The following is a 12,877-nucleotide window of genomic DNA, read 5'->3' as shown; positions in this document are numbered from 1 at the left end:
AATGGACTGGTTCAGTGATTTTTTTAGGAGTATCGGTGAGAATTATGGGCATTTCTTCTCATGGAGTGATATTGCAGGAACGCTCTCCGACCCTGTCAGCTGGGGGATAATCGGAAGCTTGATTCTGCTGGAGGGTCTGCTGTCCGCTGATAACGCGCTTGTACTGGCGGTCATGGTTAAGCACCTGCCGAAGGAGCAGCAGCGTAAGGCGTTGTTCTACGGTATTATCGGTGCTTATGTATTCAGATTCCTGGCGATTGGGCTGGGGACCTATCTCGTCAAATTCACGCTGGTGAAGGTGCTTGGAGCCTTGTATCTCTTCTACATTGCCTACAAAGGGTTGTTCAAGGGCAGCGGAGAAGAGGGAGAGATTAAGAATAAAGGCGCCTCCTTCTGGAAGACGGTACTCCTCGTTGAATTAATGGATATTGCCTTCAGTATTGACAGCGTGGTAGCTGCGTTTGGTCTTAGCAGTGAAGTATGGGTACTCTTCCTGGGCGGTATTCTCGGCGTACTGATGATGCGCGGAGTGGCACAGGTGTTCCTCAAGCTGATTGCCAGATATCCTGAACTGGAACAGACAGCATTCCTGCTTATTGCACTGATTGCCGGTAAAATGCTTGCCGGAGCCTTCGGCTATGAATTGCCGCATGTAATTTTCTTCGGTATTCTAATTGCGGTGTTTGCAGGTACTATTGTGTATAGCGCAAGCAAACGCAAGAAGGCTGAGAACCACAAGGCCTGATGGTTCTGCGTGCTTCATCTCTTTATCCTTTATAGCTGTGCAGGAAGGCGCGGGGTTCACGGGAAGGGTGGACTCCGGCACGCCTTTCGGGTAATCGTAATAGGTTTATAGCATGGCCTTTGCTTGGGTTCTAAGCAAGCCGGATACCGTCCCCGAGAGGACGGCATAGCTGGTTCTGCTCGCAGCCAGAGGTCATTTGTATTGTGCTGGCACAACATTAAGGGGGAAGGGCCTTGAGATATTTCGATTACCTCACACAAGAACAGGAAGCCTCATTATTCCATGTTCCGCCGGTTTCATTTGATCATACTACCCGCAAGGATTTACTGGCTTATGCCGTCGGAGCAGCCCTTTATATGCCGGCCACCCGTGCCAGTGTTGCCGAAGATATTATTAAGCTGAGAGCCTCAGGACTTATTACGGTAATCATAGATCTGGAGGATGCCATCGGGGATGGTGAAGTGGATTATGCCGAAGAATCCATCGTCAGGCATCTGGCGTTCCTGTCCGCTTATGCGGAGAATGAGCCGGAGCAGCGCGGCAGTCTTCCGCTGCTGTTCATCCGGGTGCGTAACCCTGCACAGCTGCGGGATCTGATCTTTCGGCTGGGATCATTAATCACCATGCTGACCGGCTTCGTCTTCCCCAAATTCTCCGTAGAGAATGGTACGGATTATTTCGAGGCCATTGCCGATTACAATGACACACGCAGCTATTCCGCCCCGGTGCTGTACGGGATGCCGATTCTGGAGAATGCACCGATCATCTACCGGGAGAGCCGGATGGATACTCTGCTTGGGGTGCGCGATCTGCTGGGGCAATACCGCGAGTATGTACTGAATGTCCGGATTGGAGCGACGGACTTCTCCAGTCTGTTCGGACTGCGGCGCAGCCCGGATATCAGTATTTATGACCTGACGCCGATCCGTGACTGCATGTCGGATATCATTAACGTCTTTGGCCGTGTGGAGGAAGGATACGTGATCTCGGGTCCTGTGTGGGAGTATTTTTCCAGCAAAGGACACCGGGTCCTCCGCCCGCAGCTGCGGGAGACACCCTTCGAGGATACCTACGGCAAGCATGGCCGCGAGATGCGCAACAGCTTCATTTCAAGCTCGATGGACGGGCTGATCCGGGAAGTAATTCTGGACAAGGAGAACGGCATTGTGGGCAAAACCATTATCCACCCCTCCCACCTCAGACCCGTGCAGGCGATGTATACCGTAATGCATGAAGAGTATGTGGATGCCTTAAGTATTGTAGACAGCAACGATGGCAGCCGCGGCGTGTTCAAGAGTGAATACTATAACAAAATGAATGAAATCAAGCCTCATTTGAACTGGGCCAGACGAATTTTATTACGATCTCAAATATACGGGGTGTTACATGAACAACAGCATTTTGTCGGATTACTACCCGAGAACGAATACACACACGTTTAATATCGTCGAGAATCTGCAGGTTACGGTAACAGAAACCTCCAATCCTTTTCATATGCCTGTGGAGTCCTTGTTCTCTATGGCTGCACGAATCAATAAGAAGCGCTCCTTCCTGTTCGTCAGCAAAGTGCTTGGCAAGCACATTCCCGTAGGGCCCTATACCCCGCTGCTTAGCGGAGCGGCACTCGCCTTGCTCCTGTATCTGGAGATGAGCGCGGATACCGCTGACCGGGAGATGATGGAACCGCTGATGAACCAGGCCGTTCATGGCCTGATCCATCCTGAAGTTGCGGAAGAAGCTTATCATGCGCTGCTTGCTGCGCGCCTGGCTCTGCCTGAGCCGGTTCTGTTTATCGGGTTCGCCGAAACCGCTACCGCCCTTGGCCACAGCATGTATAATGCATTCGCCGGCGGTGCGTCCTATATTCATACCACGCGTGAGCTGATTCCTGAGCTGGAATCGGTGGTGACCTTTGAAGAGGAGCATTCCCACGCCGTAGATCATCTCTGCTATGCCCTGAATGCCGGACTGTTATCGGGGACAGAGCCGATTGTATTAGTGGATGACGAGATTACGACCGGTAATACGGCGATTAATACGATCCGGGACATCCAGTCCAAATTCCCGCGCAGGGAGTATGTAGTGGCTTCTCTCTTGGACTGGCGGAGTGAAGCTAATATCCAGGCGTACCGTGAGCTGGAGCTGGAGCTGGGGATACGCATACAAGCTCTATCACTGCTGCAAGGGAGCATCAAGGTTGAGGGGGTTCCGCTGCTGCAGCCTGCAGCCGGTAACGGAGCCGCTGCTACCACAGGCGCAGAGCTTGTAACTACTTATGCATTCGACGGCTTAGAGCGGCTTCCGGTAACCTCGGCGGATGGGCTGGGCGTTATCAATCCATCGCCTTATCTGAAGCACAGCGGCCGCTTCGGCCTGGAGTCTGCGGATAATGCGCGGATAGATGCAGGTGTAAGCCGTGTGGCCAGGCAGCTCCGGGGGCTGCGAGAAGGCGGACGTACCCTGGTGATGGGCGTAGGCGAGTTCATGTATCTGCCGATGCGGATCGCTGCAGAGATGGGAGAGGGCGTGCTGTACCAGTCCTCAACCCGCAGTCCGATCCATCCCGAGCGGCGTGCGGATTACGGCGTGCACAGCGCCGCAGCCTATCCGTCCGCAGGCGACACGGAGATCAAGAATTTCATCTATAATGTGGACCCCGGCCAGTATGACGATATCTTCGTCCTGCTGGAACGCGAGGTGCCCCGGCAGCGGATTGCACCGATGACGGATATTTTACAGAGGCTGGCGGGCAATAAGGTACATCTTGTTGTGCTCAGCCCAGAACCAGATACGGGAGGCTCAGGGCTATGAAGGGAATAGATATCGAAGCCATTCACAATAGAACAATATCCCCTCCGGTGGCACTGGGCAGCTATCCTGCTTCCGACGTTACCTTCCTGCTCAAGGATCTAAGCAATGTATCCCTGGAGCGGGGAACGGCCGAGCGGGAGGAAGCGATCCAGTCCGGCGTGCATTATTCGGAGATGCTTCCGGTGGAGTACCAGCCGACAGAGCAGTATATCGAATTGTTTCATGAGACGCTGCAGCAGACTGCGAAGAAGGTGGCGCTGGCTGTAGCTGTGGTGTCCGAGATGATTGTAGCCCGGCGGGGAACGGCGAATACCGTGCTGGTCTCCCTGGCGAGAGCGGGCACACCTATCGGAGTATTGATCAAACGTTATATTCTTGAGAAATATGGAGCGGATCTTCCGCATTACAGCATCTCGATTATCCGCGGCAAGGGGATTGATGAGAATGCGGTGCTCTACATGCTGCAGCAGCATGGAAGGGATGCCGAGCTGCAATTCATCGATGGCTGGACCGGTAAGGGGGCCATCCGGCAGGTGCTGATAGAGGCCTGTGAGAGTATGCATAATAAATATGGCATTACGCTAAATGATGATCTGGCGGTACTCGCAGATCCCGGGCACTGCTCGGGAACCTACGGCACCCGGGAGGATTATCTGATTCCAAGCGCCTGCCTGAACTCCACGGTATCCGGCCTGATGAGCCGTACGGTGCTCCGCGATGATCTGATCGGGCCAGAGGAATTCCACGGGGCCAAATTCTACAAGGAATGGCTGGACAGTGATCTGTCCAACGTATTCGTTGAAGCGATTACCCCGTATTTCGCGGAAGTAGCAGCAGAGGCATTTGTGCAGGCTGCGGAGATGCTGGAGCATCCGCCGGAGATTACCTGGCAGGGGCTGGCCGATATCCGCAGTATCCAGGATACCTTCGGCATAGATAATATCAATCTGGTGAAGCCCGGAGTGGGGGAGACGACACGTGTACTGCTGAGAAGAGTGCCCTGGAGAATCCTTGTCGACAGGCTGGACAATCCCAACCTGCGGCATATTCTGCTGCTGGCGGAGGACCGGGGCGTGCCGGTAGAGGTCTATCCCGGGCTGACCTACTCCTGCTGCGGCATCATCAAGCCGCTGAAAGGGGAGAGTGAATGATCTACGCCAGCGATCTGGACCGCACGCTGATCTACTCTCTTAGCGCGATAGGCGTTCCTGAGGATACCCCGGGTCTGGTTCCGGCAGAGGTTGTTGACGGCAGAACGGTATCGTATATCTCACAGCAGGCTCTGGCTACACTGATAGAGCTGGCGGCGAAGATTGTCTTCATGCCGGTGACTACACGTACGATTGCCCAGTACCGGCGGATTAACCTGTTCCAGGAGACGGTCATTCCGGATTATGCCATCACCAGCAATGGCGGCAATATTCTTGTGAACGGGATAGTGGACCAGGATTGGCGGACGGCTGTCGGCAGAGCGGTGGAACGCGGCTCCGCTGCGGCGGAAGAAGCCGAAAGCATCGTGCGTGCTGTTGTTCAGGAAGAATGGATCATTAGCCGGCGGTATTGCGATGAGCTGTTCTATACCTTCGTGGTTCACCGGGATTCGCTGCCGCTAGAGGAGATTGTCCGGATGTCTCAACGGCTGGGCGAGCTTGGCTGGAGAGTATCCCTGCAGGGGCGCAAGCTCTATATCGTGCCGGAGGCGGTGAACAAAAGCGATGCCATTCTTCATGTCCGCCGCACTGTGCATTCGGAGCCGATGGTCGCCTCAGGCGATTCCCTTCTGGACAAGAGCCTGCTCGCCGCCGCCGACTATGCCATAGCTCCCTGCCACGGAGAAATATTTGCCGAGCAGCAGGCGGGTTTAGTACACTTAGAGTATCCGTTTACAGAGCGGCCGGGGGTATTTGCCGCGGATGAGATTATGCAGTATGTTCACAGGATTTATACACATTCGACAGCATTGGGAGTTGGACCGCCACCATGAAAAAGGTAAATATATATTTCAACCGCTGGTTCTCTGTTGCCTATCATTATATGAATCTCATCCGAAGCAATGAAGACGGGATTCCGGTGCAAATCTTCGCCACCCACCCGGATATCCACCATATGTCGCTGCAAGGCGCCGATGTGGCCGCAACCGAGCCTGCGCTCGAAGGCATTGAATACGTGCAGTTCTGTGTTGATTTTTGCCGCCGGAACGAGATTGATATCTTCATCCCCCGGCTGCATATGCTCGATATCGCACTGCATGCATCGCTGTTCGATGAGATCGGGACGAAGGTGCTGGTCTGCCGTGATCTGGATCTGCTGGAGATGATCATGGACAAAGGCAAGTTCTATGAGAGCGTGAAGACCACCGGGATTATGACAATTCCTGATTATCATGTAGTTAGTAATGCAGAGGAGTTCAGGGAAGCTTATGAAGACCTCGCAGCCAAAGGGCATAAGGTCTGCTTCAAGCCTACCGAGACGGAAGGCGGACTCGGATTCCGGATCATAGACAATGACCGCAGTCCCGTGGAGGAGCTGTTCGGCCATGTGACCCCGCTGATCTCCTTCGGGGAGGCTTACCGCATCCTTGCTGAAGCCGGGAGCTTTCCTAACCTGATGGTGATGGAGCTGCTGGAGGGATATGAATATAGTATTGATTGCCTGTCAGATGAGAAGGGCAGGCTGCTGGCCGCAGTCCCACGCCGGAAAGCAGGCGGCCGCCTGCGGTTGATGGAATATATCCCGGAGCTTGCGGAGGTGGCCCGCAGGGTGGCTGAGACGTACCGGATTCCGTTCAATTTCAATATCCAGATGAAATACAGCGGCGGCGTGCCCAAGCTGCTGGAGATCAATCCGCGGATGTCCGGCGGCCTGCATATCTCCTGTCTGTCTGGAATTAACTTCCCTTATCTGGCTGTCAAAAGCGCGCTCGGAGGCGAGGTTCTGCCTGCGTCGTTCGAGCATAATGTCCTGGCCAGCCATGTCGAGCAGCCGCTGATCATGAGAATAAACGGAGAATCCGTCATTACGGATTCCGTGAATTGAGCGTGTAGCATTCACGCTCATAAGAGGTGAGAAGGAATGCAAGCTAAATTCAAAGTACTGGCGTATGCCGGTGCCGGTTATGTCGTAGCCGTACTGACCAGCGGCTTCCTGCCTGAGCTGGTCTCGCTGCTGCTTCCGGTAATCGGAGCCGCACTTGCGGTGCCGGAGCTCAGGCGCACCAGAGTGAATCTTCCGGTAGAGGTGATTCCTGCCGGACAGGAGCCGAAGGTGATTCCGGCGGCATCGTCCGCCGCGCCGCAGGCTTCGTCTGCTGCCGCTGCTGCGACTCCTGCTGCTGCGGGACAGGCCTCCCCGGCCCATTCGGGTGCCGGACACAGGGAGGACATACAGATCGGAGCAGAGTTCGCTCCGGTGGTGGAGTATCTGGGCATCCTAGAGGATATGATCATCTCCGAAGGGCAGAAGGATACGCTGGACAATGAAATTGTCGAGAAGTCGCTGGCGCTGTTCGCCAGGCTGCAGCGTGTCATTCCGCTGCTGCAGGAGCTGGGCAACGGCGAGATTAACCATACCGTCCGCAGGCTGGTGCTGAAGGACCTTAATGGAGTAATCAATCCGTTCCTGCGCCTGGGGGGCGAAGCCAAGACAAGAAACCGGAGAATGCTGCTGAACGGTCTGCGTGATGTCGATGCCAAAATTTCCGATATTGCGTCGACAATCGAGCACAAAGACCTGATGGAACTTCAGACCAAGGCGGAACTGATTCATCAGCGCTACAGCAGTTCCGAATTATAGGAGGAGGATAGCCATGTCCACGCAGTTAATTGAGCTTAGAAAAGAAGATGAGCAGAAGGTAGTCCAGGAGGCTTCCCAGTTAATTGAGCAGGTAGCCAAGACTGACACGGTGGCACTGGATTCCCTGATGGATGATATCGGGAAGCTTGGGGTGAAGACGCAGGAGAAGGCAGGCCAGACGCTGAAGCTGCTGGACCGCCCCGTTAATGACCTGATGAGCGGCAAGCGGGTGGAAGTGCCCAATATGATTATGAAGCTGCGGGGTGAGTGCGAGACACTTCAGCAGAGCAAGAATGTCAGCTTCTTCGGCAAAATGCTGCGCAAAAGCCCGCTTAAGAATTATGTCTACAAATATCAGTCGGTCCGCACCAACATTGATGCCATTATCACCGGTCTGCGTGACGGCCGGGATACGCTGGAGGAGAGCATCGTCAATATGCGCCAGCTGAAGCGCACCTCCATGGAGGAGATCTATAACCTCCAGACCAAGATCGCCTTCGGCAACAAGCTGAAGGAGCTGTTCGAGGTGGAGATCGCCAAGCCCGAGAATGAGTTCCGCAAAGCGTATCTGGAGCGCGGGCTGCGCAAGGTCATGGTGCGGATTCAGTCCATGACCGAGATGATTCTGCTCTACAATCAGGCGATTGCGGCAACGGATATCATCAATGACAATAATGACAAGCTGATTGATTCCGTAAACAACGCGATCGATAAGACCTCTAATCTGATCACCGTCTCGGCGATGATTGCCATGTCCCTGGCCGATCAGGAGAATGTCATCAATGCGGTCGAAGCCACCAACAAGACCATTGAGGACCAGTTCAAGGAGAATGCACGGCTGCTGCGCACGACGACCGAGAAGACAACGGAGCTGCTCTCCAAGCCGTCCATGTCGCTGGAAGCCGTGAATCAGGCTATTGGCGACTTGCTCAGCGCCCTGGATACCTCAGAGCAGTCCAACCGGCGGATCATCGAGAGCTGTCAGGATTATACGTCCAAAATGACCACCATCAACACCGAGCTGAACAACCGGCTCGGGCTGAATGAGGGTTCACAGCCGCAGGCTTTGAAGCAGGCGGAGAGCGGGCTGAGCAGCTTTTTGAACTGATGATTTGAATGTGGCGGGTACAATTTTTATAGAATGATGGAGAAGTCTGCTGATAGGTATTCAGCAGGCTTTTTTACTGTTAAATTTCTAATTTACTAATATATTCCGGTGAGCTATTATGAGAAGGTTCTAGTCGTACATACAAGGAGAGAATATTGATGGTCAGAAAATTAACAGGAATACTGGCAGGTATAGTTGGAGCGGGGATGCTGTTTGGTTCTTTGGGGACAGCGGCAGCCCAGTCTGCATTGACAAAGGATTATGAGGGACATTGGGCCCAGCAAACGATTCAGAGCTGGCTGGATAGCGGTTTGCTTAAAGGCTTCGGGGATGGATCGGTTAAACCGAACCAGACCATAACCAGAGCGGAGTTTATGACGCTCATCAACCGTTCTTATCATTTTACGGAACAGAGTAAGGTGAATTTCTCCGATGTGCCGCCTACCAGCTGGGCGTATAGTGAGGTTGCAAAGGCTGTAGCGGCTGGATATATCCAGGGCTTCAACAATGAGATGCGCCCGAATGCTCCGATTAACCGTCAGGAAGCGGCAGTTATAATCAGCAAGCTGCTGAAGCTGGACGCGGGTAGTATAGAGGTATTGGGGGTATTCAGTGATGCAAGCCAGATTGCATCCTGGAGTAAAGGGAGTGTGGCTGCCGCAGTCACAGCGAAGGTGCTTAAAGGATATCCGGATGGAACCTTCGGGCCCGTCAAACCCTTGACCCGTGCAGAATCCTTGGCGTTGATTGATGCGGCAGCCTCTCTAACGGGTCAATCTGCACAGGGAGCTTCGACGCCTGCTCCAGCCGTAACACCGTCGGCTACTCCCGCAGCTACAGCTGCACCAACTGCAACTGCTGCTGTAGCTGCGGGAGGAAGTAGCGGCGGTAGTGGCGGGGGCGGTGGTCCTCAGGTGACACCAACCCAGGCTCCGGCGGCAACACCAACGCCGGTTCCAACACCGACACCGACGCCAAGCCCGGAACCTGTTAATGAATTACCGGTCAAGGAGCTTCCGGCGCTGGATATCAGCATCACCTCTCGCCCTGACGATTCAGTTACGAATGCAGTTTATCTAGAAGTTGATTATAGCAGGGTGATTGGAAGCACTATCAGTCTAAATGACCAGATAACTTATTATGTAACAGCGAAGCCGATCAGCCCTAGAGATCTCCACTGGGAGCTTACCAATCTCCAGTACGCTTCTATTAGTACTGGATACTCGTTGAAGACGCTGACATATACCGGTGTTTCGATTCCAAAGAGCAGGATTGGCACAGCAGGCGATAAATATGTCTCGGTTGTGGTACGGAATTCATCTAATGAAGTGACCGGATTCTATACTCAAAAGGTGAATTTGCAGCCCTCAGTTACTGAGGCTTATAGCAGTATAATGTTACTAAACAGTGGTGTGACTATTACCCAGGAGAAATTCAGCACAGTGTCTTCCCAAGTATATTATCGGGATACTATTGATGTGGAAGATGCTGCTTTGCAATTTGGCGGAAGAGCAGTGGGATATACAATTACCCCGAAGTACTATATGGACAGTAACCTGAATTTGGAATTGAGTGATATCATTCATGCTTCGCGTAAAGTGTACAGAGACGGCTGGGTCAGTGTGGTTGATGCCACAGTATCCTCTAATGCAGCAGCAGGTGCTTCGTCACCGGGCTATATCCCGTTTGCTTATGACACATTATATAATAACAAAACACATAATGAAGGCGAGTACACCATTATTTTCCTGGATTCCGAGATGAAGCCATTGGGTTATTACACGGGTAAGGTGATACTTAGCACAGACCTGAAATTAGAAGCAGCCATGAAAAGAATTGACGAGCTTCCTTCGAATGTAACTTTAATGGATGAAGATGCAGTTAACAGAGCTTATAGAGCCTACTTGCCGTTTGATGATTCTTTCAATTGGGGAGAACGAAAGACTAAGCTTAAGAATGCTGTATTAGCTCTTATGGACGCAAAGAGATCGGGACCACTACAGAATATGGATCTGGTTCAATCCGTAATTATTGATGGATATAATCAATTCAACGGCAAGACAATAAGTATGAATTTGATGGGTTTCCCAGATGAATTGAAGGAAAGCGTAGGCAGCTTCTCGTATTACATTACAGCCAATCCTGTTCGTGCAGAAGATTTAGCACAATCAAGCCCTTATGGGAAATTTGATTTTGCTGACATTCATTCAGTAGTTCTTCCGGTGACAGATAAGAGCGGACAGAATTACGTTACAGTGGTCTATTATAATAAGGCAGGGCAAGCAATACGTTATACCACCAAGCTGGTAGATTTCTCATCGAAGCGGCCGTTGTGGGACGGAACGGCGGCACAGATTGGGGATGGAGTTAAGCTGGTCCGGGATTATAATAACGGTACCCGTATAGACTATGTATCTGTAAAAGATTATCAGAAAACGCATCCCGAGGCGGCCTATTTCACAGCGACCTCTAAATCAGCGTTGGCAGCAGCTAAGCAAGAATTCTCTGCAGAATCTGCAGTACAGTATTTAAATGATTACCGGAATACTAACAGTATCTATCCTTATGAGCGAATTCAGTTATCTGATGATGCGGCGCGGAATGGACAGCCGGAAGACTACATTATCCTGTTCTATGATGCTAATTATAAGGCGCTTAATTATTATATTGGCGGTTTGACTGACTGATTCTCCGCTAATCCTGCTCATATTATCCCGCTTCCCCACATACGTTGTCACTAAGGCGACCTGTGGAGAAAGAGGGGATAAGCGGGATGATTCTGGGATGCTTGATCGTGGTGCTTATCGTCGTAGCCAGCAGTGAGAAGGCAGAGGCGATTGCCAGCCTGAATGATCGGGAGGATAACGGCCTGTAACAAAGGTGCGGGGAGTGCGCGGATTCATAAATTATTGATGCTCTGTGATTCAAGCAATTTCCAGTGGTTTATTGGGTATAATAGCCTGGAGGCTGTACATCAGTCTTCCGGCACCACTGAAAATATAAAGTGAATACGGAGGTCAAATGGAGAACGAGGCACTGCTGCAGGTAGAGAAGCTTGCACTTAAGAAACAGAAGATCTTCCGGCAAAGCGTATTCCGGTACATTGCCAGGGCCATGCTCGCCAGCATGTTTATCGGATTCGGCGTGATCGTAGCCTTTAAGACCGGCAACTTCTTCTATATGGAACAATCGCCGATGACCTATCCGATGGCTGCGATTACGTTCGGCGCAGCCATCATCCTGATTTCCTACGGCGGGGGCGATTTGTTCACCGGGGACACTTTCTATTACACCTATGCGGCACTGAGGCGTAAGCTGGCATGGACTGAAGTCGTACGGATGTGGGTTGTCAGCTATCTGGGCAACATTCTTGGGGCTACGGCGTTTGCACTGCTTATTTTTCTGACAGGCCTGTTCTATGATTCCTCTGTCAACGGGTTCCTGCTGAATGTGGTGGCCCATAAGATGGAAGCTCCGGCGATGCAGCTGTTCTTCCGGGCCATTCTCTGTAACTGGCTCGTCTGTCTGGCCTTCTTCGTCCCGATGTCTATGAAGAACGACGGTGCCAAAATGTTCGCCATGGTGCTGTTCGTGTTCTGCTTCTTCATCTCCGGGTACGAGCATAGTATTGCTAACATGTGTACCTTCGCCATTGCCCTCGTCCTGGACCACCCCGGCACCATTTCCTGGGGAGGCGTGGTACATAATCTCGTCCCGGTCACATTAGGTAATCTTATCGGCGGCGGCGTGCTGATGGGCGTGATGTATTACTATGTGAACAAGCCGTTTCTGGACGATGAGTCTCACTGAACAGCAATATAATCGACAACACAACAGCGATTCTCCGGTAACAGGGGGATCGCTGTTGTGCGTCTATAGTACGGAATTCGGGAGTCTGAAAATATTATAGTGAGCTGTTAGATACGTTCCAGTATAGAGGTGCATTCTCCTTAAGTGTTCCTTCCAGACTCCCCCCTTCCTTGCGCCAATACTCTATGCCTCCGAGCATTTCTTTCACCAAGTGCCCCTGTGCGGCGAGTTGTGCAGCGGCTTTGCTGGCTCCATTACAGGCAGGCCCCCAGCAATAGACCACCAGAACCTCCTCCTTGGACCACACCGGGGAAGTGCTGTGTATACGGCCTCCAGGCAGGGAGAGGGCACCCGGCAGATGTGCTTCCGCATAAGAACGGGCATCACGGACATCGATGAGCCGGAAGCCGGTAATTCCTTCGCGCAGATCATAAGCAACATCGGCTACATCCGTCTCGAATGCTGCTTTTGCAGTGAAATGCCTTGCGGCATCTGCCGGGTCTGCAGTCTGTGCAGCCAAGACTTGAGATTTTGTCTGTCTTTTCATACGTGATTCCTCCTTAAAATAAGTTGGTTTAAGTATACTGGGAACTTATAATTGGAGTTATTTA

General features: G+C 52.3%; 11 protein-coding genes. 10 read left to right on the top strand and 1 reads right to left on the bottom strand.

The genetic code is table 11. From position 1 onward, the window contains the following. Position 1 precedes the first annotated feature (1 nt). From NSS64_RS26755 to NSS64_RS26710, 10 genes are all read left to right on the top strand, one after another. Positions 2 to 745, top strand: a complete 744-nt coding sequence (locus NSS64_RS26755; protein WP_036723548.1) for a TerC family protein — start codon at positions 2 to 4, stop codon at positions 743 to 745. Positions 746 to 978: 233 nt separating this feature from the next. Next, positions 979 to 2,187: an HpcH/HpaI aldolase/citrate lyase family protein gene (locus NSS64_RS26750; protein WP_341142123.1), complete on the top strand. Its 1,209-nt coding sequence runs from the start codon at positions 979 to 981 to the stop codon at positions 2,185 to 2,187. A 76-nt stretch (positions 2,188 to 2,263) separates the two neighbouring features. Further along, on the top strand, positions 2,264 to 3,556 hold the full coding sequence (locus NSS64_RS26745; RefSeq protein WP_340995450.1) for a phosphoribosyltransferase family protein: 1,293 nt from the start codon (positions 2,264 to 2,266) through the stop codon (positions 3,554 to 3,556). Continuing rightward, positions 3,553 to 4,707 (top strand): cysteine protease StiP family protein, encoded by a 1,155-nt coding sequence (locus tag NSS64_RS26740; RefSeq protein ID WP_341142122.1) that lies wholly within the window; start codon positions 3,553 to 3,555, stop codon positions 4,705 to 4,707. The genes NSS64_RS26745 and NSS64_RS26740 overlap by 4 nt, the downstream gene beginning before the upstream one ends. Next, positions 4,704 to 5,540, top strand: coding sequence for an HAD family hydrolase (locus NSS64_RS26735; protein WP_341142121.1), 837 nt, complete (start codon positions 4,704 to 4,706; stop codon positions 5,538 to 5,540). Before NSS64_RS26740 ends, NSS64_RS26735 begins: the two co-directional genes overlap by 4 nt. Next, positions 5,537 to 6,592: an ATP-grasp domain-containing protein gene (locus tag NSS64_RS26730; protein WP_341142120.1), complete on the top strand. Its 1,056-nt coding sequence runs from the start codon at positions 5,537 to 5,539 to the stop codon at positions 6,590 to 6,592. Before NSS64_RS26735 ends, NSS64_RS26730 begins: the two co-directional genes overlap by 4 nt. A 36-nt stretch (positions 6,593 to 6,628) precedes the next feature. Beyond that, a complete protein-coding gene (locus tag NSS64_RS26725; protein WP_340945206.1) occupies positions 6,629 to 7,348 on the top strand; it encodes a hypothetical protein in 720 nt (239 codons plus the stop codon). Positions 7,349 to 7,361: 13 nt separating this feature from the next. After that, entirely contained in the window at positions 7,362 to 8,456 is a 1,095-nt protein-coding gene (locus NSS64_RS26720; RefSeq protein WP_341142119.1) for a toxic anion resistance protein, read from the top strand. 158 nt (positions 8,457 to 8,614) lie between these two features. Then, positions 8,615 to 11,143, top strand: coding sequence for an S-layer homology domain-containing protein (locus NSS64_RS26715; protein ID WP_341142118.1), 2,529 nt, complete (start codon positions 8,615 to 8,617; stop codon positions 11,141 to 11,143). Between the two features lie 334 nt (positions 11,144 to 11,477). After that, positions 11,478 to 12,266: a formate/nitrite transporter family protein gene (locus NSS64_RS26710; RefSeq protein WP_340990792.1), complete on the top strand. Its 789-nt coding sequence runs from the start codon at positions 11,478 to 11,480 to the stop codon at positions 12,264 to 12,266. A 94-nt stretch (positions 12,267 to 12,360) separates the two neighbouring features. On the opposite strand, the gene NSS64_RS26705 is transcribed toward NSS64_RS26710, so the two are convergent. Further along, complete coding sequence (locus NSS64_RS26705; RefSeq protein ID WP_340990794.1) at positions 12,361 to 12,813, bottom strand: rhodanese-like domain-containing protein; 453 nt, start codon at positions 12,811 to 12,813, stop codon at positions 12,361 to 12,363. Between the last annotated feature and the right edge of the window lie 64 nt (positions 12,814 to 12,877).

It is taken from the genome of Paenibacillus sp. FSL H8-0122 (assembly GCF_038005345.1).
Classification (GTDB): Bacteria; Bacillota; Bacilli; order Paenibacillales; family Paenibacillaceae; genus Paenibacillus_AQ.
The sequence above is the reverse complement of the archived record's forward strand: the minus strand, read 5'-3'. Positions and strand labels throughout refer to the sequence as shown.